This window comes from Leuconostoc suionicum, from assembly GCF_001891125.1.
GTDB lineage: Bacteria > Bacillota > Bacilli > Lactobacillales > Lactobacillaceae > Leuconostoc > Leuconostoc suionicum.
Window position 1 is genome coordinate 286,102 of record NZ_CP015247.1, and the last position, 24,950, is coordinate 311,051.

Annotated in this window: 25 protein-coding genes and 1 tRNA gene; 24 read left to right on the forward strand and 2 right to left on the reverse strand. The window is 38.1% G+C overall.

The window, feature by feature from the left end; translation table 11 throughout:
- Nucleotides 1-4 precede the first annotated feature (4 nt).
- Nucleotides 5-415, reverse strand: coding sequence for a YbaN family protein (locus tag A6B45_RS01645; protein ID WP_072613052.1), 411 nt, complete (start codon nt 413-415; stop codon nt 5-7).
- Between the two features lie 59 nt (nt 416-474).
- On the opposite strand from A6B45_RS01645, the gene A6B45_RS01650 reads away from it, so the two are divergent.
- From A6B45_RS01650 to A6B45_RS01755, 22 genes are all read left to right on the forward strand, one after another.
- Nucleotides 475-1,398: a Ppx/GppA phosphatase family protein gene (locus A6B45_RS01650; protein ID WP_072613053.1), complete on the forward strand. Its 924-nt coding sequence runs from the start codon at nt 475-477 to the stop codon at nt 1,396-1,398.
- On the forward strand, nt 1,391-2,596 hold the full coding sequence (locus tag A6B45_RS01655) for a hydroxymethylglutaryl-CoA reductase, degradative (RefSeq protein WP_072613054.1): 1,206 nt from the start codon (nt 1,391-1,393) through the stop codon (nt 2,594-2,596). The genes A6B45_RS01650 and A6B45_RS01655 overlap by 8 nt, the downstream gene beginning before the upstream one ends.
- Nucleotides 2,580-3,530 carry a nitrate ABC transporter ATPase gene (locus A6B45_RS01660; protein ID WP_072613055.1) on the forward strand — a complete coding sequence of 317 codons (951 nt, stop codon included), beginning with the start codon at nt 2,580-2,582 and terminating at the stop codon, nt 3,528-3,530. Before A6B45_RS01655 ends, A6B45_RS01660 begins: the two co-directional genes overlap by 17 nt.
- Before the next feature lie 41 nt (nt 3,531-3,571).
- Nucleotides 3,572-4,276, forward strand: coding sequence for an NAD-dependent protein deacylase (locus A6B45_RS01665; RefSeq protein ID WP_072613056.1), 705 nt, complete (start codon nt 3,572-3,574; stop codon nt 4,274-4,276).
- Nucleotides 4,277-4,377: 101 nt separating this feature from the next.
- Entirely contained in the window at nt 4,378-5,295 is a 918-nt protein-coding gene (locus tag A6B45_RS01670) for a cation diffusion facilitator family transporter (RefSeq protein WP_072613057.1), read from the forward strand.
- A gap of 375 nt (nt 5,296-5,670) precedes the next feature.
- On the forward strand, nt 5,671-7,062 hold the full coding sequence (locus A6B45_RS01675) for an Nramp family divalent metal transporter (protein WP_072613058.1): 1,392 nt from the start codon (nt 5,671-5,673) through the stop codon (nt 7,060-7,062).
- A 26-nt stretch (nt 7,063-7,088) separates the two neighbouring features.
- A complete protein-coding gene (locus tag A6B45_RS01680) occupies nt 7,089-7,556 on the forward strand; it encodes a universal stress protein (RefSeq protein WP_072613059.1) in 468 nt (155 codons plus the stop codon).
- A gap of 84 nt (nt 7,557-7,640) precedes the next feature.
- Nucleotides 7,641-7,985: an ArsR/SmtB family transcription factor gene (locus tag A6B45_RS01685; protein ID WP_072613060.1), complete on the forward strand. Its 345-nt coding sequence runs from the start codon at nt 7,641-7,643 to the stop codon at nt 7,983-7,985.
- Between the two features lie 48 nt (nt 7,986-8,033).
- Nucleotides 8,034-8,117, forward strand: a tRNA-Leu gene (locus tag A6B45_RS01690).
- A 175-nt stretch (nt 8,118-8,292) separates the two neighbouring features.
- Complete coding sequence (locus A6B45_RS01695; RefSeq protein ID WP_072613061.1) at nt 8,293-9,927, forward strand: peptide ABC transporter substrate-binding protein; 1,635 nt, start codon at nt 8,293-8,295, stop codon at nt 9,925-9,927.
- A 292-nt stretch (nt 9,928-10,219) separates the two neighbouring features.
- A complete protein-coding gene (gene rihC / locus A6B45_RS01700; protein ID WP_072613062.1) occupies nt 10,220-11,167 on the forward strand; it encodes a ribonucleoside hydrolase RihC in 948 nt (315 codons plus the stop codon).
- A gap of 76 nt (nt 11,168-11,243) precedes the next feature.
- Entirely contained in the window at nt 11,244-11,963 is a 720-nt protein-coding gene (gene rsmG, locus A6B45_RS01705) for a 16S rRNA (guanine(527)-N(7))-methyltransferase RsmG (protein WP_072613063.1), read from the forward strand.
- Nucleotides 11,964-11,981: 18 nt separating this feature from the next.
- Nucleotides 11,982-12,743, forward strand: a complete 762-nt coding sequence (locus A6B45_RS01710) for a ParA family protein (protein ID WP_072613064.1) — start codon at nt 11,982-11,984, stop codon at nt 12,741-12,743.
- Nucleotides 12,733-13,632 (forward strand): ParB/RepB/Spo0J family partition protein, encoded by a 900-nt coding sequence (locus A6B45_RS01715; protein WP_072613065.1) that lies wholly within the window; start codon nt 12,733-12,735, stop codon nt 13,630-13,632. Before A6B45_RS01710 ends, A6B45_RS01715 begins: the two co-directional genes overlap by 11 nt.
- Nucleotides 13,632-13,841 (forward strand): DUF951 domain-containing protein, encoded by a 210-nt coding sequence (locus A6B45_RS01720; RefSeq protein WP_072613066.1) that lies wholly within the window; start codon nt 13,632-13,634, stop codon nt 13,839-13,841. The genes A6B45_RS01715 and A6B45_RS01720 overlap by 1 nt, the downstream gene beginning before the upstream one ends.
- Before the next feature lies 1 nt (nt 13,842).
- Complete coding sequence (ychF, locus tag A6B45_RS01725; protein ID WP_072613067.1) at nt 13,843-14,943, forward strand: redox-regulated ATPase YchF; 1,101 nt, start codon at nt 13,843-13,845, stop codon at nt 14,941-14,943.
- 44 nt (nt 14,944-14,987) lie between these two features.
- Entirely contained in the window at nt 14,988-15,686 is a 699-nt protein-coding gene (locus tag A6B45_RS01730) for a DUF1129 domain-containing protein (RefSeq protein ID WP_072613068.1), read from the forward strand.
- A 36-nt stretch (nt 15,687-15,722) separates the two neighbouring features.
- Complete coding sequence (locus tag A6B45_RS01735; RefSeq protein ID WP_004164761.1) at nt 15,723-16,415, forward strand: response regulator transcription factor; 693 nt, start codon at nt 15,723-15,725, stop codon at nt 16,413-16,415.
- Nucleotides 16,412-17,497 carry a sensor histidine kinase gene (locus A6B45_RS01740; protein WP_072613069.1) on the forward strand — a complete coding sequence of 362 codons (1,086 nt, stop codon included), beginning with the start codon at nt 16,412-16,414 and terminating at the stop codon, nt 17,495-17,497. Before A6B45_RS01735 ends, A6B45_RS01740 begins: the two co-directional genes overlap by 4 nt.
- Nucleotides 17,498-17,504: 7 nt before the next feature.
- Entirely contained in the window at nt 17,505-18,839 is a 1,335-nt protein-coding gene (locus tag A6B45_RS01745) for a D-alanyl-D-alanine carboxypeptidase family protein (protein ID WP_072613070.1), read from the forward strand.
- A 135-nt stretch (nt 18,840-18,974) separates the two neighbouring features.
- A complete protein-coding gene (gene nagB / locus A6B45_RS01750; RefSeq protein ID WP_072613071.1) occupies nt 18,975-19,676 on the forward strand; it encodes a glucosamine-6-phosphate deaminase in 702 nt (233 codons plus the stop codon).
- A gap of 47 nt (nt 19,677-19,723) precedes the next feature.
- Entirely contained in the window at nt 19,724-21,076 is a 1,353-nt protein-coding gene (locus A6B45_RS01755) for a glucose-6-phosphate isomerase (RefSeq protein ID WP_072613072.1), read from the forward strand.
- 115 nt (nt 21,077-21,191) lie between these two features.
- On the opposite strand, the gene A6B45_RS01760 is transcribed toward A6B45_RS01755, so the two are convergent.
- The gene (locus tag A6B45_RS01760) at nt 21,192-21,809 is read right to left on the reverse strand and encodes a TrkA C-terminal domain-containing protein (RefSeq protein ID WP_025267748.1); all 618 of its coding nucleotides are present in this window, start codon (nt 21,807-21,809) and stop codon (nt 21,192-21,194) included.
- A gap of 215 nt (nt 21,810-22,024) precedes the next feature.
- On the opposite strand from A6B45_RS01760, the gene A6B45_RS01765 reads away from it, so the two are divergent.
- The gene (locus A6B45_RS01765) at nt 22,025-23,218 is read left to right on the forward strand and encodes a quaternary amine ABC transporter ATP-binding protein (RefSeq protein WP_011679223.1); all 1,194 of its coding nucleotides are present in this window, start codon (nt 22,025-22,027) and stop codon (nt 23,216-23,218) included.
- Nucleotides 23,211-24,926: an ABC transporter permease/substrate binding protein gene (locus tag A6B45_RS01770; protein WP_371923054.1), complete on the forward strand. Its 1,716-nt coding sequence runs from the start codon at nt 23,211-23,213 to the stop codon at nt 24,924-24,926. Before A6B45_RS01765 ends, A6B45_RS01770 begins: the two co-directional genes overlap by 8 nt.
- Nucleotides 24,927-24,950: the final 24 nt, after the last annotated feature.

Below are 24,950 nucleotides of genomic sequence, written 5' to 3' on the forward strand. Positions count from 1 at the left end.
TTTTTTATTTGAATGATTCACGTGTTTTTGCTTTTGTAAAGGGGATTCCTTTGCGCCAAAGAAAGCCACGATAATAGCTTTCCATTGATATAATTTGTGTTAACGAGGTGAGTGGTAGTACCCATTTTAGCCAAACCATATCTGTCTTGAAAAAAGGGATAGACATCATGGCAGCAGTCACTAAATAAATTAAACAACGTCCCTTTAGTGATAGTTGCCGATTAAAAACAGCTTCGTCAACGTACTTTTGGTAATATTTATTGTTGTGTAGCCAACTATCTAGTTTTTTAGATGATTTAGACCACAAAATTGCGGTTAGGACATAAAATCCTGTTGTTGGCAAGCCGGGAATCCATATTGCAATGGTACCAATAGCAAAACTGAGCGCCCCAAGGGCAATTAATAGTATTTTCATATATATAGTGTACCATCACATGGTACAATTAAACTAATAAAATTGATTAGGATGTCTATATGAGCTATTTAGCAATCGTTGATCTTGGTAGTAATTCTGCCAGAATGGTAGTCGAAGAGCTGCATGATGATGGTACTCATACCGAGTTAATCCGCGAAAAAAGAGACACGCGTATTGCTCAAAATATGGGAGAAGAACTACTACTAAGAGAAACACCAATTTTGCGTACTATTGAGGCGCTAAAATATTTTCAATCTAAATATATCAATTTCCATCCGAAAGTCCGTGCGATTACAACGGCAGCAGTTCGCATGGCTAAAAATCAAACTGAATTTTTAAATCGTGTTGCACGAGAAACGGGGATTCAGTTTCAAGTTTTGACGGGTGACCAAGAAGCATATTATGATTATTTGGGTGTGGTCTCAACGTTAAATGTTACCGAGGGTGTGATTCTAGATACTGGTGGTGCTTCCGTTGAATTAATCGCTGTGGATAATCGACGTAGTAAGGAGGCTGTAAGCTTATCTTTTGGCGCAGTTACTTTATCAGAACAATATCACCTAGCTAATAATATCATGCCGGAAAATCTGGCTTCCGCAAATGATTATATATTAAGTCAGTATAACACGCTACAGTGGTTGGAAATGCAATACCAAAAACCAGTTATTTTATTAGGTGGGGCAAATCGTTCGCTGGCACGTATGGCACGTACACGACTGGGTGAAGCCGAAGTAAGTATGATTCATGGATTTGAGATGCCAGTCGACCTAGTTGAGCAGATTTTTGAAGAAATCCGCCAGATGACACGAAAAGAACGTGAGAAAATTGCCGGATTAGAAACATCTCGAGCTGACATTATCGTCAGCGGCTTACTACCATTATTGAATCTTATGAGAAAAATTAATTCACCTAAAGTTATATTTTCAGAAAGCGGGGTTCGCGAAGGTCTAATTGCTGAGACTTTAGCACAGCAGGATGAGTAAAAAATTTTATGAACTAACACCCGATGAGCGTTTACTCGCATTAAATTTAAAAGAAGATATCCGATTATCATTGTCAAGTCGTCAAAGCCCAGTCAACGCTCAGATGGTTGAGAATTACATTAGTGATTTTCGTATGCCAATGGGCGTTGTTCATGACATTTTGATTGATGAACAACATTTTAGTGTGCCGATGGCTATTGAAGAACCAAGTGTGGTTGCAGCAGCTAATAATGGTGCAAAAATGTTATCTAATGGAGTTCATGTCATCATGGCGGATACTGCTATGATCGGCCAAATGCTGCTGATTGGTGCTGCTGGTGTGGATGAATTCATTGACTTACATCGCGATGAGATTTTTGCTAAGGCAAAGCAAGCCAAACCATCGATTTATAAACGAGGTGGTGGTTTGCGTGATGTTCGAGTAAGAAATATCTCGAAAACGGAAACGAGTGTTGACTTTATTATCGACACAAAAGACGCAATGGGTGCTAATATTGTTAATACAATTTTAGAAGCAGAATTACCATTGTTTGAAAAGTTCGTACCTTTAGGTGTGATTTTATCTAACTATGCGACTAATCAATTGGTCACAGTGACTGGTGATGTCGATTTTGAGCGCATAGGTGGGCGTGAAGTAGCTCAGAAAATAGTCGCATTAAACCATTTTTCCAAAAACGATCCTTACCGTGCAACTACGGAGAATAAAGGTCTTTTTAATGGTATAAGTGCTGTGGTTTTGGCGACGGGTAATGATTGGCGAGCTGTAGAAGCTAGTGGTCATGCCTATGCAAGTCGTGATGGTCAATACCGTGGTTTAGTAACTTGGACAATTTTAAACGGTAAACTTCATGGTGAACTGACGTTGCCTATATCTGTTGGCACGGTTGGTGGTGCGATTTCGGCTATGCCAGATGCTAAGCAGGCCTTGTCAATCATAGGTGATGTGAATGCAGACACACTTCGTGGTGTAATTTTATCTGTTGGGCTGGCGCAAAATTTAGCAGCCTTAAAATCAATTGCTTCAGGTGGCATTCAACGGGGACACATGCGAATGCAGTATCGCGCGTTAGCGATGCAAGTAGGCGCAAAAACTGATGAAATTACCGCAATAGTATCACGGTTAATATCCCTCAGTTATGTGGATGCAAGTGTTGCCAAAAAAATATTAATGGAGATAAGAAATGAACCCAAAAATTAAAGATTTATTGGATAACGTTAATGGTGTCTATCCAGGAACTGTGATGACACGTGTTAATGGAGAAGAGACTGGGGAATTACATATCGACCAAGTTTCACAAGAAATTTTAGGACAACGTTTGCTAATAGAAATTGCTAATAAAACTGAGAGCGATTTCTTGCTTGGTAATGAGTTATTAAAAATGCTATTAACATTAAATGGTATTGCCCCACAAGTGTTTTTTGCGCTAACATTCAATGATGAAAAATTAGACGATCAGCTGATACAAATTGCAACGCGCATGCATCGTACAGTTGTTCATGCAATCACCTATCGTGAACTAGCTAAACAAGGCATTACAACTTCAGCGACGGCAAAGGCTTATTTTTCTGGGCTTCACGCTGAGTTAACGCCTGAAAATGGTGAAGTGGATGATGAAAGTTTATGGCGCTTACTCATGATCTTGGATGCATTAGTATTTGCTGATACGATTTCTGACAGCAGTTTTGTTGACGAGTTGCAACAAAAATATCCGCTAGCATACACGGCTGCGAGTTCGCTTATTAAACCTGTAATGGCAGCTGATCTAAAGCAAGCACGCAATATTCGCCATCAAATGGTTTCTTTGTTTGAAGGCATTGACGAAGTATTGACAAAATGGGGTAAACCTACTGTCAACGCTAAAGAATATGTCACATTAACAAGTGTTTTGTCAAAACGCCAATTGGATTTACCAGTTAATCAAGTGTTTACAATTTATCATTCGGAAATGACCGATTTTCAGACGCAGAAGACAGCTTACGTTGGTCTAAGTAAAAATGATAACCAAAATAGTTTTGTAGTATCACCGCCGGATAATGAAGCTGACAAACCAACATTTTTCAAAGAACTGTATGCGCTGAAAGTGTCGGAACTATTTCAAAAGTTAGCGTTACCTTACATCGAAAGAGACTAAATTAATTACTATTAGTTAACATTCATAAAGAAAGGATATTCATGTTAGTCACAGCAGAAATTCAAAAGCGCTTTGACGACGCCAAAAATATTGTATTCATGACCGGAGCGGGTGTTTCAACTTTATCAGGAATACCAGATTATCGTTCCAAAGGTGGTATTTATAATGGCATCAATTTGCAACCTGAATACCTATTGAGTGCAACAGCTTTTCATAATGAGCCCGAAAAACAGTATCAATTCATGATTGATAATATGTATTTTCCCGAGGCCGTTCCAAATGTTATTCACAAAAAAATGGCAGCTTTAACACGACAAGGTAAGGCCAAAATTATCACGCAAAATGTTGATGATTTGCATGTCAAAGCGGCATCTGATCCAGAAAAATTGATCCGTTTTCATGGCTCATTGTATGATGTGTATGCGCCTGTTGATGGCAAGAAATCTCCCTATCAGGATTACTTGCATGCAATGAGGCGTGCAGACAATGCCTTATTGCGTCCGCGAATTACATTTTACGAAGAAATGCCTTTTGATGTTGAAAAATCAGCCTTATGGGTACGAAATGCTGATTTAATTGTTATTGTGGGCACTAGCTTTAAAGTTTATCCTTTTGCTGGGTTATTGCAGTATGCTAGTCCGGCAGTTCCGGTGATGTCAATTAACTTTGAGCATATTGCTACGCCATTTGATGTGGATCAGATTGTTGGGGATGCAGGCGAATTCTTTTCAGAGTTAAAAGTTTAAATAAAAATGAATACCTAAAAAGTAGCAGATTAACCTGCTACTTTTTTAAATATATGAATTATTTTTCAGATAAAGTGTTAAAATAGAATCGAGGTGAAGATATGAGGAAACCAATTGAGCAGTTGAAAATGAAACAAAGGCCCTATTTAATAGGTATTTCTTTAAATATGATTTTTGTTTTATCTGAGTTAGTATTTGCTAAATTAGCACATTCGACTTCACTATTTGCTGATGCTTTCCATAACTTAAGTGATGTACTAGCATTAATGATTGCTTGGCTTGCAGTTGTTGTATTTGGTCTGCAGGCTACTAAAAGGCACACTTATGGTTGGCATAATATGTCCATTTTAGCTAGTGTATTTAATACAATTTTGTTAATATTTGCGGTGATAACGATTTTCTACGAGAGTGTTCGTAATTTGATTTTGCCAGAAAACACAGTTACTACAGGCTGGTTAGTGATGGTTGTTGCAGCGGTTGGTATCGTGATTAACTTTACCACTGCTATGCTTTTTAAAGCATCAGGTGTTCCTGATGAACATGGTCATCACCATGAACAAGATTTGAATGCTAAAACAGCTTACATTCATCTTTTAGCTGATGCTGGTGTGTCGGTTGGCGTGATTATTGCTGGACTTTTAATCCAAGTTACTGGTTGGCACGTCATTGATCCTATCGTATCAATGATTATCGGTGTTATTATTGCTGTGACTTCATGGCCAGTTATGAAATCAACATTTAACCTAGCATTAAATGGGGTACCTGATAATGTGAATGAGTCTGACTTTTTGCGATACTTATCAACACATGAGGGTGTGGAAAAACTTCACGACTTACACATTTGGCCCCTTTCTACGACTGAAGCTGCAATGACTGTTCATCTGTCTGTTAAAAAGAATGTAGATGAACAAGGATTATTAGCGGATATCTCTAGTGACCTACGAGAAAAATATGATATTAGCCATGTCACAATTCAAATTGAAACAAACGAATTTGATCAATCTTGTAATGTCATTTGATGTAAAGATAAAATTGTGTCACGTAACTAATTTGTAATATTTTAATAAAATATCATTCTTCCCCTTTAATACAATGTTTTTCTATCATAATGTCGATAATACATAACTTTATTTTTTGTAAGTAAAAAATTTTTGTTGACGAATTTAGAATTGGGTGTTATTATAAAGTATGTATTAGAGCGATTATAGCCGAGTTAGGTAATTTTCATAAGCTTTCAACAGCCAAGTTGAATGAAATTCTTTATGAAATTTATTTAGCACTTGATGTTTTATTTTGGTGTTTATCAATTGTCAAAAAGTGAATATTTCACGATATTTCAGTCAAGTCGAAATTCGTTTATTTAGTTCTGAGGAGAAATCTAAAGGAGAGATAGAATGAAAAATTCTACAAGCATTGATCCCAAGCACCATCTAGTTGAAAAAGCAGATGATACCTTGAGCTTGGGTGACGTTAATAGCTCGATAGAAGCGCCAAAAGACGGCTCATTCTGGCGTAAGTTATTAGCATTTTCAGGTCCGGGAGCCTTAGTGGCTGTTGGTTATATGGATCCAGGAAATTGGGTAACATCAGTTGGTGGTGGAGCACAGTATCGTTATGTGCTATTGTCAGTTGTATTGATATCATCATTGATTGCTATGATGCTACAATATATGGCAGGAAAATTGGGTATTGTTAAACAAGAAGATTTGGCTCAAGCTACCCGTGATCGAACAAATAAGCCGGGCGGAATTGCCTTGTGGCTGATGACTGAGCTCGCCTTAATGGCCACAGATATGGCTGAAGTTATTGGTGGGGCCATTGCCTTACATTTGTTGTTTGGTTGGTCGATGATTGCGTCTGTTTTGACAACAGCGTTTGATGTTATTTTACTTTTGCTTTTGATGAGGTTTGGTTTCAGAAAAATTGAAGCAATTGTCATGACATTAATTATAACTATTTTAGTTATTTTTGCTTATCTTGTTATTTTATCTAAGCCAGAACTTTCAGCTATGTTTGGTGGCTATTTACCACAACTTCAAGCAGTTTCTACGCATGGACCTAAAGGCGTTGATTCACCTTTGTTAATGACATTAGGAATTGTTGGGGCGACAGTTATGCCTCACAACCTTTATCTACATTCATCAATATCAAAAACAAGAAAAATTGATCGCGAAAGCAAAAGCGCTGTGCACGAAGCCATCCGTTTCATGACGTGGGATTCAAATATACAATTATCATTAGCTTTTGTTATTAATTCATTGTTATTAATTTTGGGTGCTTCATTGTTCTTTGGGCATGCAGATTCAGTGGGTACCTTTGGTGCCATGTATAATGCTTTAGGAGATAATGCTATTGCTGGAGCTGTTGCTTCACCAATATTATCAACATTGTTCGCGGTTGCATTGTTAGCTTCTGGTCAAAATTCAACAATTACCGGAACACTAACTGGGGAAATAATTATGGAAGGTTTCCTTCATATGCGTATTCCTATGTGGATACGCCGTGTTGTGACACGTGGTTTGGCGTTAATACCAGTTATTATTGTGACATTAATTTATGGTGGCGAAGAAGGGCAACTGGACAAGTTGTTGATTCAATCTCAAGTTTTCTTGTCGATTGCTTTGCCATTTGCAATGGCACCGTTAATAATGTTTACATCATCTAAAAAAATCATGGGAGAGTTTGCCAATCCCAAATGGATGACTATTCTTGGATGGATCGTATTTGTTGTCTTGACTGGATTAAATATTAAGTTAGTAATTGATATTTTTACTGGTGGAGCATAATTTTGTAAATTTAGAGGAGAGATAAAATGAGTGAGTTAAACTTAAACATCGAACCAACACAATTTAAAAACATCTTGGTTGGTGTTGATGAATCAGAACAGGGCTATTTTGCTTTGGCGAACGCGATTCACCAAGCTAGTGAAGATGGAGCTAAACTGACAATAGCAACCATTTTAGACATGGGCGACTTATCGACAATAGAAGCACTACATCTTGATTTCATTAAGGAAAAGAGAGCTGAATTTGAAGCTAATTTAGCTCGCTATAAAGAATATGCTTTGTTAAAAGGTGCAACAAATGTTGAAGCTGTTTTTGAAGATGGATCCAAAGCTGGTGAAGTATTGGTTCAAGAAATTGCACCACGTGTGGGAGCTGACTTAATTATTGTTGGTGCACATTCTCGTGAGGGATTCTGGGGTTCATTGGGATCTCAAGCTGCTTATATTGCACGGCATGCAAAAGTATCTTCAATGGTTGCACGTAAAGAGAGTTAAAAATTAATAACAAAAAGCCGCTGGATAGTGGTTTTTTTTGTTGCATTTAATACATTACAATATACAGGCTGTTATAATTAAAATATGAAAAAAGAAGCCATCATAGAACTTGAAAAAATATTTAAACTATTAGGCAATAAACAACGTCTGATTATTTTAGAATTGCTCAGAGAGCGCTCCTACAGTGTTTCAGAGATTATCAATTCTTTAGGTATGGAGCAATCTGCTGTATCACACCAATTGAAATTGTTGCGTGAGGCGCAACTTGTTGAAACGGAAAAACGTGGCCGCGAAGTATTGTATGGTTTAAGTGATTCACATATCTTAATTTTGTTAGATAATGCGCTTAAACACGTGAGCCACACCATTACAGGAAATGTTAATGATACAGCATGTCAAGTAAAAAAAGAAAAGCCAAAAAAAGGTTGACGAACAAATATTTTACTGGTATTCTAATATAGTTGTTTAATATTTAATGCCGCTGTGGCGGAATTGGCAGACGCGCTGGACTCAAAATCCAGTGGTGGCAACACCGTGTGGGTTCGACTCCCACCGGCGGCATCAACAAAAGCAGTAAACAAAAAGCACTACACAATTATTGTGTAGTGCTTTTTTTTATTTTTAAAAATAATATTTTGTATCGTAAATGTAATACATTTTGTGTGCAAATGTTTTTCATTGTGCTAGAATGAAAAATATATTAAGTTTATGATGAGAGCGAAACGAGGAAAATATAATGAAAAATTGGCAAAAACTCACACTTGTGGGATTAGCCCTTATAGCAGTGGTTGGTGGCACTCGTGCTGCTGGCTTGTGGGGAAATAGTGGAAACAGTAATGATAAGACACTTCGTTTTTCATTACCAACACCATTAAATGGGTTAGATTCAGCGACAATTACTGATGAATATTCGATAACAGTTGTTGGTAACGTTGGTGAAGGCTTAATGCGAGCCGATAAAAATGGCAAGCCACAACCAGCATTAGCTAAGTCAGTTAAGTCATCTAGTGACGGTAAGACCTGGACAATCAAGTTGCGTAATGGACTTAAGTGGTCCGATGGCAGTAAGTTAACTGCTAAAGATGTTGTATATGCTTGGCAACGTGCCAATGATCAAAAAACGGCTTCTGAGTATGCCTATTTGTATAGTGGTATTAAAAATGCTGATGCTATTCAGGCAGGTAAAGTTGATAAAAAGGACCTCGGAATTAAAGCGAGTGGGAATACATTAACCGTTTCGCTCGAAAAGCCAATGCCACAATTTAAGAGCCTGCTAACATTCCCAACATTTTTCCCACAAAAGCAAAGTTTTGTTGAGAAATATGGCAAAAAGTATGGCACAACAGCAAGTAAGACATTATATAATGGACCGTATACTTTTAAAGGATGGAATGGAACCAACAACAAGTTTAAACTTGTGAAAAACAAGTATTACTGGGATGCAAAAAATGTTAAAACACCCGAAATTGATTTACAAGTTGTTCAAAAGCCAGAAGTGGCTGTACAAATGTATAAGACTGGTAAGCTAGATTCAGCACTGGTCAATACGCCACAATTGTCACAGGCCAATAAAACAAATAAGGGCTACCAAATAACACCACAAGCAACAACGGTATTCTTAGCATACAATCAATCAGGAAATGTTAAAGCTCTAAACAACAAAAAAATTAGACAAGCGCTGAATATGGTTACGAATCGTTCCGAGTTAAATTCTCAAGTTCTATCAGGCACGTCAACCCCAGCAACATCATTTACACCTAAAGGTTTAAGTACTGTGAATGGTACGGATTTTGCAACATATGCTAAACAAGATTATACGTATAATAAATCAGAGGCACAGAAACTGTTCAAAGAAGGACTAAGTGAACTAGGTGAAAAGTCGATTACGCTTGAAATTGAAGCTGATACAGATCGAGTAGCAAATGCCAAAGATGTAGTCAACTATCTCCAAGGACAATGGAGTAAGAACTTGCCTGGTTTAAAGGTGACCGAAAAATTTGTACCATTTAAGCAACGTTTGCAAGATGGAACTGATGCTAATTTCCAAGTTATGCTGACACAATGGGGGGCTGATTATGCTGAACCGACAACATTCCTGGATCTGGCTTCAACTGGCAATGCAAACAATTATAATCATAATTCTAATGCCGATTACGATGCTTTATGGAATAAGGCTAAGGGAGCTGATGCGACGAATGATACAAAGCGAGCTGCCGATGAAAAGGGGCTTGAGAAGATTATTCATCAAGAAGCAATTTTGAACCCACTATATTACCAGGCACAGCCAGAATTGGTTAACCCCAACATCACTGGTTTCTATCACCATGCAGTCGGTGTGCCACTAGACTTTAAGTTGGCTGCACGTAAATAATGATTAAATAAAAAAAGCACGCTAGAAAGCGTTTTTTTTTATTAGATAATACGGTGAAAAAGAAAATAAAAAACCACGAAACAGAATCTAAATCAAACTTGCTTCGTGGTTGCTGCAATCAAATTGACCGCTTTTCCTATTAAGCGGCCAAAACGATTGAGCGTTTTCCATTAGAATTACTCAAAAGTTATGACCCCCTTTCCTAGATTGCTTATATAATAAATCTACTAAGCAGAAAAGTCAAACCTTTTGTTCTGGTATAATTAATTGAATAATATATAGAGGTAAAATAATGACGATTCCACTTATTTTTGATACTGACCCCGGCATTGATGATGCAGCAGCCATCGCGATTTTGTTAACTAATGATGAATTTGAAGTGCGCCTGATTACGTCTGTTGCCGGTAATGTATCGGTTGATAAGACAACAAACAATGTTTTGAAATTAACACACTATTTTAATCGACCAGAAGTTAAGGTGGCCCGTGGTGCTGAGAAACCACTAGTCAAACCATTTAAGGATGCATCAAATATTCACGGGAAGAGTGGAATGCCAGGTTATGAATTTGGCGAGCTTTCCACCAAAACTATAAGTAAAAAAGCTGTAGATGCTATTCATGAAACGCTGAATAGCTATGATGATAAAACGACATTAGTAGCCGTTGGTGCATTCACTAATATCGCAAACTTAATTCAAAAGTATCCACAAGATTTAAAAAAAATAGAGCGGTTAATCGTAATGGGTGGTTCGCTGACCGGTGGGAATTTAACATCGGTGGCAGAGTTTAACGTATTTACAGATCCGGACGCAGCGAAAATTGTTTTTGAAAGTGATTTGGATATCACAATGATTGGACTTGATGTTACTGAAAAAGCGTTGTTAACTAAACAATCTATGTCTGAATTACTCCAGATGAATGAGACCGGGAAAATGCTGATGGGACTGTTTGGACACTATCAAGACGGTTCTGATGCTGGCGGTAAACCAATGCACGATGTCAATACACTTTATTATTTACTGCACCCTGAAAAATATCAATTAGAAGATTTATGGGTTGATGTCGTGACAGATGGACCAGCGATTGGTGCCACGGTAGCTGACATTCTTCATAGTACGCATAGCCAAACGAATGTTCATGTTGCTAAGGATATTGATGTACCTGCATTCAATGCATGGTATTTGCTACAAATTTCTGGTATTTCTGATGGAAATATTAATGCTGGAAGGCTTGAAAATTAAGCGTTTTTTAGGTATTCTGGTATTAGCTGAAACTGGCGCTTTTTCGTGCTGAATTAACTGAAATCGGAGCAGAATATTGACAAACGAAGACTTCATCGAAGCATTAAGTAGTGCTGGTATAACTTTAACAACGCAGCAGCTTCGGCAATTTGAACGTTATTACGAATTGCTGGTCGCAACTAATGAACACGTTAACTTAACGGCTATTACCGAAAAAAAAGATGTGTACTTAAAACATTTTTATGATTCTTTAACTGTAGCAATGTATGAACAAAAGTTAAAAAGTTCTGAAAGCACTTTAATTGATATTGGCACAGGCGCAGGTTTTCCGTCATTACCCTTGAAAATAGCCTTTCCAAACTTAAAAATTACAATGGTTGATGCGCTAAAAAAAAGAGTTAATTTTTTGCAAGAAGTGGTTGATATGCTTGACTTAACCGGCGTAGAAATTGTTCATGGGCGCGCAGAAGATATAGGACAAAATCCAAAGTACCGAGAAAATTTTGATTATGCAACGGCTCGAGCAGTTGCCCGTACTAGTGTTTTGGCTGAGTATACATTACCTTTTGTTAAGATTGGTGGCAGATTCTTAGTCATGAAGGGATCAGCTGCTCATCAAGAGCTCCTCGATGGTCAAAAAGCATTAGCTATGCTGGGCGGTCAGGTTAACGAAGAGTTTGTATTTACACTACCAAATGGTGATCAGCGCTATATACAAATAGTAGATAAAAAAACAAAAACACCTAAAAAATACCCTAGGCAAGCTGGAACACCAAGCAAAAAGCCAATCTCATAAATAAAGGAGGCACCTAAAATGGCGCAAATAATTGTATTAGCTAATCAAAAAGGTGGTGTGGGTAAGACAACGACCAGTATCAACTTGGGCGCAGCATTAGCACAAGCTGGACAACGTGTGTTATTGGTTGATATCGACGCGCAAGGAAATGCAACAAGTGGCTCTGGCGTCGATAAGTCAATATTAGAACATGATAGTTATGATGTAATTGTTGAACAAACACCGCTTCATGAAGTAATCGTAGCAACTGATAATTATGACCTAGTCCCAGCTACCATTCAGTTGTCGGGTGCTGAGATTGAACTCGCTAAGCAACCGCAACGTGAGTACCGTCTGAAAGCTGCACTTGAAACAGTGCGTGATGATTATGACTTCATTTTAATTGATAATCCACCAGCTTTAGGATTAATGACTGTCAATGCATTTACAGCTGCTGATGCCATCCTTATCCCGGTACAGACCGAATTTTATGCTCTAGAAGGTCTAGGACAACTACTAAACACGATTGAACTTGTTCGGCAGCAGTTTAATCCAGATCTTGATGTTGCTGGTATTTTATTAACAATGTATGATGGACGAACAAACCTTGCCAAGCAAGTAGCCCAAGAAGTGCGTAGTTATTTTGATGATAAGGTTTATGATACAATCATCCCACGTTCAGTACGCCTGAGTGAAGCGCCATCTTATGGGCAAGCGATTATTGATTTTGATCCACGGAGCGTGGGTGCACAAATGTACAACAATCTCGCACAGGAGGTTTTGAAACAATATGGTAAGTAAAAAAGGTGGGCTTGGCAAAGGAATGAATTCACTTTTTGGCGCAAATAATGTGTCAAAAGAAGCCGTTGAACATACAAAAGTAGTTACAAAAGAACAAGAAGCAACGGAACAAGTCGTTAAGTTACCATTGAAAGATGTCAAACCTAATCCGTTTCAACCGCGGCATCATTTTGATGAAAGCAAGCTAAAGGAATTATCAGCTTCCATCACAGAAAACGGCGTTTTGACACCAATTATTGTGCGTCAAATTGATCAAAAATTTGAAATTATTGCTGGCGAACGTCGTGTTCGTGCTTCAAAATTATCTGGTTTGAAATCAATTTCAGCTATTGTACGCCAAGTCGATGATGACACGATGGCAGCACTAGCGTTGATCGAAAATTTACAGCGTGATGATTTGGACGCTATCGAAGAAGCACAAGCTTTTGACGCACTTATGACACGCTTGAAAATGACACAGGCAGAAGTAGCTGAAAAAGTTGGTAAGGATCGCGCCACTGTCGCTAACTTACTGCGTCTATTGAAATTACCGGAATCAGTGCAAGTACTGATTCAAAATGGTGAGTTATCAATGGGGCAGGCGCGAGCATTGCTAGGGTTAAAAAAGAAGGCGCAAATTGAAAAAGTAGCAGAAACAGTTGTTTTCCGTGGATTGAATGTGCGTCAAGTGGAAAACTTGGTCAGGCAGATGAATGAGGGTGTACCCGAATCCAATACGAAAGAAATTTCACCCTTTGTTGTTGCTCTGTCTAACCAATTAGAAGAAAAGTTTGGGACCAAGGTCAAAGTCAACGCGGGCCGTAAGGGAAATGGTAAAATTGAAATTAATTATGTTTCAAATGAGGACTTAAGTCGCATTTTGGCATTGTTAGATATTGAGGTGGACTAATGGCAATAGCACCGGACTATAAACTTCATGATATTGTTGAGATGAAAAAGCCGCATGCTTGTGGGGCTAATTCTTGGGAAATTACACGTGTTGGTGCTGATATTAAGTTGTCATGTACGAATTGCGGTAGAGGCATTATGATGTCGCGCTTTGATTTTAACAAACGAATAAAAAAGATTTTACAAATAGCAAATCAGAAAGAAGAATAAAATGGCACTAACTGCTGGAATCGTCGGCTTACCAAACGTCGGCAAATCAACACTATTTAATGCAATTACTAAAGCTGGTGCTGAAATGGCAAACTATCCGTTTGCCACGATTGAACCAAATGTTGGTATGGTAGAAGTCCCGGATAATCGCTTGGCGCGTATCCAAGAAGTTGTACCTGCTGATAAAATTATTCCAACCACGTTTGAATTTACCGATATCGCTGGTATTGTCAAAGGAGCTTCTCAGGGAGAAGGTTTAGGGAATAAATTTTTAGAAAACATTCGTCAGGTAAATGCTATTGTGCATGTTGTACGAGCTTTTGATGGGGATGAAATTATTCACGTGAATGGTGTAGTTGACCCGTTAGATGACATTGAAACAATCAATACTGAATTAATTTTGGCTGACTTAGAAGCTGTTGACAAGCGTTATTCTAAAGTTGCACGTGCGGCTAAAGGAAATGATAAAAATGCCAAAGCTGAGTTTGCTGTACTAGAAAAAATCAAACCAGTTCTTGAAGCGGGTAAGTCTGCTCGTACCATTACATTTACTGAAGAAGAGCAAAAAATCGTTAAAGGCTTGTTTTTACTGACAACCAAGCCCATTTTATACGTTGCCAATTTGGCTGAAGATGATATGGCAGATCCAATGGGATCAAAGTATTTCAATCAGATTAAAGAGTTTGCTGCCACTGAAGGAGCTGACGTAATTGGCTTGTCTGCTAGCGCAGAAGAAGAAATTGCTCAACTGCCAGAAGAAGAAAAATCTGAATTCTTAGAAATGGCTGGAGTAGAGGAAGCTGGTTTAAATAAGTTAATTCGAGCAGCCTATCACTTATTAGATTTACGAACGTTTTTCACTGCAGGTGGTAAAGAAACTCGGGCATGGACATTCACTGCGGGATCAAAGGCACCCCAAGCTGCTGGCGTGATACACTCTGACTTTGAAAGAGGATTTATCCGTGCAGAAACAATTGCATTCTCGGACCTTGATGAATTGGGATCTGTTAAAGCTGTTAAAGAAGCCGGTAAATTACGTTCAGAAGGTAAAGAATACGTTGTACAGGACGGCGATATTATTGAATTCCGTTTCAACGTGTAGATGGCGCCGATCGCGCTGTACATAATATTTTAGGGAGACATTTTATGTCAGAACAAAAAAGAGAATTAACGAAAAGAAATCAGGATTTTATCTTTCAATTTAAAAAGCTGTTAGCTCAAAACAGTAAATTGAATGGTGAACAAATTGAAGGTATTGTGACTGAGGTTGAAAATAACCTTCTTGAGACCCAAGGGAAAGGGCAAACAGCTGCGCAAATTTATGGTACGCCAACAATGGCTGTTCAGCAGTATCTTGATCCTAAGCGAACAGCTAAGAAACTTTTTGATTATAAATTTAGTACTTTGGCACTTGATACATCTTTAGCCATCTTTATGTTATTTGCTGTGGTATTTGGCTTGACACTGTTCTTTTCCAAAAATGCCAGTAACCAAGGTGCGGGAATCGTTTCCTTGCTTCTCATCGCAGCATTGGGTGGTTCAATCTATACAGGTGTAGTCTTAAAGTTAACACCAAATCCTAAAGAAAAAGACAAACAAGAACCAACGAGTCGTCGATGGGTTTACCTGTTAATGGCTGTTGTGGCTTGGCTTGGAGGATTTTTGTTATTAGGTATGTTACCACAGGCAATTAATCCAACCTTACCACCAGTTGTATATATTATTCTTGGTGCCGCAGCATTTGTTGCCTTCCGTTGGAACCGTAAGAAATACGGTTTAACAGGTGGGTTCTTCGCAATCAGTCAATTATCACAGCAAGCGCGTTTAGAAGCATCTAAAAAATAGTTACTATTGTTGCAGACGTTTAAGAGGATAATATAAATGAAAATTTTAGTAGTTGATGATGACATCGAAATTGCAGAATTACTTGAAATTTACCTAAAAAATGAAGGCTATGAACCAATTATGGCTGACGATGGTAAGGAAGCACTTTCTAAGTTGAATACAAATCCAGATATTGCTTTAATGATTTTGGATGTTATGATGCCAAACATGAATGGTTTAGATGTTGTAAAAACTGTTCGTAAGGATAGTCGCATTCCTATTTTAATGTTGTCAGCAAAATCTGGCGATATGGACAAAATTCAGGGACTGATTACAGGCGCTGACGATTACGTTACCAAGCCATTTAACCCACTTGAGGTTATGGCTCGTGTCCGTTCATTACTGCGACGTGCGGAGAATGCTGTTCAGGATCAGACCCCAGATGTCTTGGATATTGGGTCACTAATAATTAATAAAGACAGTCACGAAGTCAAGACTTCTACAGGTGATTTGGTCAACTTAACGGCTTTAGAGTTTGGTATTTTGTATTTATTAGCATCACATCCCAATCGTGTTTTCTCGGCAGACGATATTTTCGAGCGTGTTTGGCAACAAGAATCCGTTGTTTCTGCAAAAACGGTTATGGTGCACGTTTCACATTTGCGAGATAAAATTGAAGAAGCTACAAATGGCGATCAAGTTATTCAAACAGTGTGGGGTGTTGGCTACAAAATTGAAGTGAATCAATGAAAAAAGTAGCATTGATATTAAAGCACAATCGCACTAAAATATATTATTTGGTAGTGACGATATTGTTACTACTTCTTTTTAGTTGGACAATCATGACTGGTTTTGATGCACTAAGACACCGATTTTCCTTTATATCATTAAATATCTGGAATGTTTTGGAGTTTGTGATTTTTGTTTCAGGAAATATTGGTATTGTGTTTTGGCAGTACTTGAAGTGGCGCCGTGATGAAAGTTTGTATCGTTTGATTAGAGAGATGCGTCAGGTCGCACGTGAAAATTCCGACATGACAATTTCGTGGCGTGCTCCTTATGCGCCAACAACTCAAGCGCTGATTGATGTATCTAACACAATTGCTGAAAATACTCGTCGGATTAGAGAAGAAGAACGTCAGAGTGAACGTTCGAAGGATGAGATGATCACCAATATATCTCATGACTTACGAACACCACTAACCGCTATTATCGGATATCTTGGCCTGGTTGAAATGGGACAAGCATTGAGCGAAAAGGATCGAAAAAAATATATTCACACAGCGTATAGTAAGTCTAATCAGATGAAGGTTTTAGTTGAGGATTTGTTTGAGTACTCACAGACACAGGCACAAGATGCTGCCTTAAATATTACGTCTCTCAGTCTAAATGATTTGTTTGGCCAATTACTTGCTGGTTATGAATTAGAAGCTCAAGAGAAAAATATTGCATTAAATCAATTAACAAATCCTGAGATGATTGTTATTGAGGCTGACTCTGATAAATTGGCACGTGTCTTAATGAATTTGGTTTCTAATGCGTTTAAATACGGTGATGGAGCCACTTTCATAAAACTCACGGCACAAGCTGATGACAAAAATGTTGTTATTCGTGTGATGAATGATGGTGTCAAGATACCAGACGAGGCAATCGGGGATATTTTTGATCGATTTTATCGTGTTGAAAGTTCGAGAAATAGTAAAACAGGTGGCACGGGATTGGGACTTGCCATCGTGAAGGGGATTGTTGTACAGCATCATGGTAATGTAGCTGTTGAGTCTGATGACGATATGACTGCATTTATTATTACGTTACCATTGAAGCAGACATGAGGGGAATATGTTACAAAATAAAAAGCATCAAGTGAAAAGAATATGGTTTATTATCATTGCATTAGTGGTTGTACTACTGGCTATATTTTTTATGGTTCCTCGTCATGAGCAATCAACACAATCAACAACTAAAGTGGCAACGGTCGATGATCAACCGGTTCAATTAAACACCAGTGCAACCTCTGCTTTAGTGGTTGATTTGACTACGGGGCAAATTTTGGGCCAAAAAAACTCTTCAAAACAGGTAGCTATTGCTTCGCAAAGTAAAATGTTGACAGCGTATGGCGTGCTTAAAAGTATTAAGTCAGGAAAAATAAAATGGTCTACGATGGTCCCAATTACTAGTAAGGCAGATTTATCGAAAGAAGACAGCCATTTGTTTTCTCATATCGCAATCAAAGCTGGAGACAAAGTATCAGTCCGTGAACTTTACGATGTCATGTTTGCTAATTCTGCTAACGATGCGGCTTTTGCATTGGGTGAGTTTGTGACTCCTAAAGGGAAAACAACACAGCAGGCACTAGAATCATGGGCTAAAGAACTGCATTTGAGCGGTTCACAATGGTATAATTCTGCTGGACAGGTTAATGAGAATGCTTTTGAAAATGAAATTTCTTCGGCCCCTAAAACAGCTTCTAATAAAGCCAGTAATCAACAATTAGCTATGATTGCACGAGCAATCTTAGAATTGGATCCTTCCCTGCGTCAGTTATCAAAAAAATTAACGATTTCTTATCATATGACGCCTAACTTTGTTGTGACGGATAAAACTGATTATTGGCAATTAATGACTGAAACAATGCCAAACCTTAGTAACCCCAACCAGTTAACCATAGAGGGGCTTAAGACGGGATCTTCGCCTGAATCTGGCGCTGGATTCACTGGTTTAATTAAAGATAAAAACGGTCACGAATTCATAACTGTAGTCAATGGTATTGCTAATTACATGGATGAAACAAAGCGTTATCAAGAATCTCTGCGTATTGTTGATCAGGTACTAGCACAAAAACAGCCAAACTATATTAAAGAAAATCAAACAGTTGGTCAAGTAAAATCGTTGACGTTTCCAAATACGAAGCAAGAACATATAATTGTTAAGGCTGCACAAACAAGACATTATTGGACAAATAAGGATGTAAAATTGGCGTTTACACAACCTACTTTTGATTCGAAGTTAGCCAATATAAAAAAGAACCAAACCGTAGGCTATACAACGGTAGCGTTGAATGCTCAGTATCTGCCTTATTCTCAAAAAACAGAAAAAAGGATTTCATTAAAATCAATTTCCTCATCAAAACCAGTTAATTGGTTTGTTAAGTTTTGGCGTGATAGAACAAAATAATTTGTTAAATTGACCATAATTGGTCTTTTTTTATATCATTAAATACTTCTCGAAAAACTTGCTACAGGATTAGAAAGGTGTTATTATATTGGTATAGACCAAAAAGGTATAGACCAATTTGAAAGAGGTTGGATTATGAACATTATTAGAGTAAAAGATGTTGAACAAAGTGCAGAAAAGGCACTCGAAATCTATCAAAATGCTGTGCAACATGGTGCGAAGGTACTGGGTTTGGCAACTGGATCAACACCAATACCCTTATATCAAAAATTGGCAACTAGCCAAATCGATTTTTCTGAATTAGTGTCGATAAACTTGGATGAATATCTTGGCTTGGATGGCGAAGATGAGCAGAGCTATCGTTATTTTATGACTAAACACTTATTTCAATATAAACCATTTAAACATTCCTATGTTCCAGACGGTAAGTCTGAGGATCATGAAGCAGCAATTAAAGCTTATGACAGAATTATTGCTGAACATCCAATTGATTTACAATTATTGGGCATTGGACGCAATGGACACATTGGTTTTAATGAACCAGGGACGCCGTTTGATTCAACTACTCATATTGTGAATCTTACACAATCTACAGTTGCCGCCAACGCTCGTTTCTTTGAGAAAGAGTCGGATGTGCCCACGCAAGCAATTTCTATGGGAATTGCTTCAGTAATGTCTGCCAAGAAAATTTTGCTGATAGCCACTGGAGAAAGCAAAGCAGAAGCAGTGGCAGCTACTATCAATGGTCCAATAACCGAAGATGTACCTGCATCTATTCTTCAAAAACATTCAGACGTTACGATCATTATTGATGAGGCAGCAGCATCAAAGTTGTGATAGAATAAACTTGTAACCGATTTCATAATTTTTAATAGGAGTAAAAAATGGCACACATTACATTTGACACAAAGAACATTGAGAATTTTGTTGCAGAGCATGAACTTGATGAAATGCAACCGCTAATCACAATGGCGGACGAGCAACTTCGTAATCGAAGCGGTGCTGGCGCAGAATATTCTGATTGGATTACCTTACCAACAGACTATGATAAAGACGAATTTGCCCGCATTCAAACTGCTGCTCAGAAGATCCAATCTGATTCGAAAGTTTTGGTTGTTATTGGTATTGGTGGCTCATATCTTGGCGCAAAAATGGCTGTTGATTTCTTGAATCCAATGTTTAATAATGAATTGGCTGACAATCAACGTCAAGGTGTTAAAATTTATTTTGCTGGTAACTCAACATCTGCTTCGTATATCAACGATTTGGTACGAGTAATTGGTGATCAGGACTTTTCAGTTAATGTTATTTCAAAGTCTGGAACAACTACAGAACCATCAATTGCTTTCCGCGTGTTCAAACAATTATTGGAAAAAAAGTATGGTGCTGAGGCCGCTAAGCAACGTATTTATGCTACAACTGACGCGAACCGTGGTGCATTGCACGACGAAGCAAAAATTTCAGGATACGAGACATTTACAATTCCTGATGGGGTTGGTGGTCGTTTTTCTGTCTTAACGGCGGTCGGTCTTTTACCAATTGCTGCTTCTGGTGCTGACATTGAAGCTTTGATGACAGGTGCTAGAGATGCTCAAGAAGAGTATTCTGATTCAGATATAAAAAATAACGAAGCCTACAAATATGCCGCTGTTCGTCGTATATTGTACGACAAGGGTTATACGACTGAACTATTGATCAACTGGGAACCAACGATGCAATACTTGTCTGAGTGGTGGAAACAGTTGATGGGAGAGTCAGAAGGTAAGAATCAAAAAGGCATTTATCCGTCATCTGCAAACTTCTCAACAGATTTGCATTCTTTGGGCCAATATATTCAAGAAGGACGTCGTGATTTATTTGAAACAGTTGTTAAACTAGATAATCCAGTTTCAAATATTGATCTTCCGCATGAAGACGGCAATAATGACGGGTTGCAGTACCTTGAGGGCGTTACAATTGACGAAGTAAACACAAAAGCTTCGCAAGGTGTTACATTGGCTCACGTTGATGGCGGCGTACCAAACTTGGCCGTCCACTTGCCAGCACAGGATGCCTATTCATTGGGATATTTGATTTATTTCTTTGAAATTGCAGTTGGTGCTTCAGGATACACATTCGGTATTAACCCGTTCAATCAACCAGGTGTTGAAGCTTACAAAACAGCGATGTTTGCTTTATTGGGTAAGCCTGGTTATGAAGAACAAACGAAGGTTTACCGAGCTCGTTTAGGTAAATAACTAAGTTAATTAATCATATTTTAAGCATGCTCTTATCTTAAGTTTAAGGTAAGAGCTTTTTATATGAGAAATAAAAAAAGGCCTAGCAGGCCACGACAATATGATGAAAAAATAATTAATTATTGAAAAAATTTTGGACAGCATGGAAAGCCATTTCGGTGCCGACAAAATAAAGCGTATCACCACTCTCAATGACAGCATAAGGACCAGGCGATACTATGAGTTCTTCATTATGTAAAATAGCGATTATTGTCGCACCAGTATTTTGCCATATATTCAGATTGCCGATTGATTCGCCAAGTTGCTTAGAAGAATCTGATAAGCTAAATTCATAAGGCGTTAGTGGGTTATGACGCTGTACACGTTGCGTTTGGTCAAATAAAGTCGTTAGGGAGTCAGAAAGACTATTTAAAGACGTTCTTTGGGTCTCAATTAAATCGTTGATCTGATCATGAATTGTTTGAATATTAGTAGTTTCTTGGGCTTGATTTAAAAAATATTTTGCTCTTTCGCGTGATAGTACCTCAATACCACTACCGTGTATTGGTTTAACAATATCGAGGTCTGATAAAATATTAATAGCCTTTCTGGCAGTTTCGGCAGAAACACCAAATGTTACTGACAAGGTTGACCTAGCATGAAGCTTGGAACCAACCTTGTATTCATTATTAACGATTTTTTCAGCTATTTGAAAGGCTATTTTTCGGTAACGCGGTTCTCTGATTTTTGACATTTTTATATCCTGCAAGTTCAAAATTTGACACAAGTGACAATCTATGTAAAAATTGAAGTTGTCAATTAAAGAGACAACTTGTTATAAAGTATAGGTTGTCACTATATTTTATACGGAAATTCGAAAAGAAGCAAGGAGGAAATGTGTGTGGTGTCATTAGAAATGATGTGCATGATGTAGTATTTTTATATTACGCGACACCGCCACTTTAGAACATGCCAAAAGTAGAAATTAAGCATCTCACCAAAATATTCGGTAAGCGTCCAAAAGCTGCGATGAAAATGGTGAAGCAAAACAAGAGCAAGAATGAGATTGTTGAGAAAACAGGGAGTACGGTTGGTGTCTATGATATCAACATGTCAATTGAAGAAGGCGAAATTTTCGTTATTATGGGTCTCTCTGGTTCAGGGAAATCAACTTTAATTCGCTTGCTAAACCGTCTGATTGAGCCAACTGCGGGTCAATTATTTATTGATGGTCAAGAAATTACTAAATTGAATAAAAAACAGATGATAGAAATTCGTCGTAAAAAAATGAGTATGGTTTTCCAGAACTTTGCTCTATTTCCACACCGTACTCTGTTAGAAAACACAGAGTATGGTTTAGAAATTCAAGGTGTAGGCAAAGAAGAACGCCGTAAACGAGCAGAACAAGCCTTAGAAAACGCCAAATTACTATCATTTAAAGATCAATATCCACACCAATTATCTGGTGGTATGCAACAACGAGTTGGTCTGGCTCGTGCACTAACCAATGATCCTGATATATTATTGATGGATGAAGCTTTTTCAGCATTAGATCCATTAGTACGTGGTGAGATGCAGGATGAGTTACTAGATTTACAAGCTAACGTTGAAAAAACAATAATCTTTATTACTCATGATTTGAACGAAGCGCTTCGTATTGGTGACCATATTGCCATTATGAAAGATGGTCGTTTACAACAAATTGGTACTGGAGAAGAGATTCTTACGAACCCAGCCAATGATTATGTGAAAACATTCGTGGGTGATGTTGATCGGTCTAAGGTATTGACGGCTGATAGTATTATGATTCCAGCTCTAACATCAAACATTTATGTTGATGGGCCAACTGTTGCTTTGAGAAAAATGACAGCAGAAGAAGTTTCAGGGCTCGTTGCAGTCAATCGTCATCGTCAACTTGAAGGCTATTTGTCATCAGAAGAGGCAGTTCGCGCACGTCGTGAAAAGTTGCCACTTGCAGATGTTCTCACGGAAATGCCAAAAATTAAACCTGACACGCTTATCATGGATATTATGCCTATTATTTATGATGCTCAGACACCTGTGGCTGTTGTAGATGACGATAACCGTTTGAAGGGTGTTGTTATTCGTGGCGCGGTACTGAAGGCACTTGCTGATACGGAAGGGGAAGATGACAATGAATAATTTAGTAAGTATTCCAAAAATGCCACTTGAAAATTGGGTCAGTTCAGCGGTTTCATGGTTAACTACTAATTTATCCGGATTTTTTGATGCCATTCAATCTGGTGGTCAATACATAATGGACGCTTTAACAAATGGTTTGACTGCTGTACCCATGCCACTAATGATTATTGGTATCACAGTAATTGCTATTGTTACGACACCGAAAAAGATTGGTTTTCCATTATTCACACTCTTGGGACTTTTGTTAATTGCCAATCAAGGACTTTGGTCTGACTTAATGAATACTGTTACATTGGTAATCATGGCGTCCATTGTTTCGTTGATTATTGGTATACCGCTTGGAATTTTAACAGCAAAGTCACAAAAGACTGCGGTAGTTGTTCAACCAATTTTAGACTTTATGCAGACTATGCCAGGATTTGTTTATTTGATTCCTGCTGTTGCATTCTTTGGAATTGGTGTAGTGCCGGGTGTATTTGCATCAATCATATTTGCTTTACCACCAATGGTGCGTATGACTAGTCTTGGTATTCGCCAAGTACCAGTTGATTTGGTTGAAGCAGCTGATTCATTTGGATCAACTACTTGGCAAAAGTTGTTTAAATTAGAACTTCCTAGTGCAAAAAATACTATTTTAGCAGGCGCTAACCAAACAATCATGTTGGCATTGTCGATGGTTGTCACAGCTTCTATGATTGGTGCACCAGGTCTTGGACGTGGTGTCTTGTCTGCGGTTCAACACGCTGATGTTGGCTCTGGATTTGTTAACGGTCTTGGATTGGTGATCTTAGCTATTGTTATTGATCGTTTTACACAAAAGTTTAATACTCAACCGGGACAAAAAGCGGTGACAAAGCCATGGCGTCGTTGGACAGTACTTGCAGCTTTGTTGGTTATGATTGGCGGAGGAGTTGTCAACACTTTGACTTCCGATAAAACAACAGGTCAAAAAGTTACTATTGGCTATGTTGAATGGGATTCAGAAGTTGCCTCTTCGAATGTGCTGGCTGAATCATTACGTCAACATGGATATGATGTTACTTTAACGCCATTAGATAATGCCGTTTTGTGGCAATCACTATCTAATAATCAAATTGATATCTCAGTTTCAGCATGGTTGCCAGATACACACAAAGCTTTGTATGATAAGTACAAAAATGATGTAACATTACTTGGGCCTAACTTAAAAGGTGTTAAAACGGGATTAGTTGTTCCTGATTATATGGATGTTAATTCTATTAGTGATTTAACAACGCAAGCAAATAAGACAATCACGGGTATTGAGCCAGGGGCCGGTGAAATGGCCACAGCCGCTAAGGCTTTGAAGTCTTATTCAAACTTATCGGGTTGGAACTTATCATCCTCATCTTCTGGTGCTATGGTATCAGCATTGGATAAAGCTTACAAAAATAAGCAAGATGTTGTGGTGACCGGTTGGTCACCACACTGGATGTTTAGTAAGTACCACTTGAAGTTCTTGTCTGATCCAAAAAACGTATTTGGATCTGGAGAAACCATTAATACAATTGTGAATAAGAAGTTTAAAACTTCTAACCCTAAGGCCTATAAGGTTGCTGATAAATTTAATTGGACGAAAGATGACATGGAATCAGTCATGCTCGATATTCAAAATGGTCAAACACCAAAGCAAGCTGCTGCTAAATGGATTAAATCACATCAAAAGTTAGTTGATAGTTGGTATAAATAAAAAATAACGCTAAGCTGAAAATCA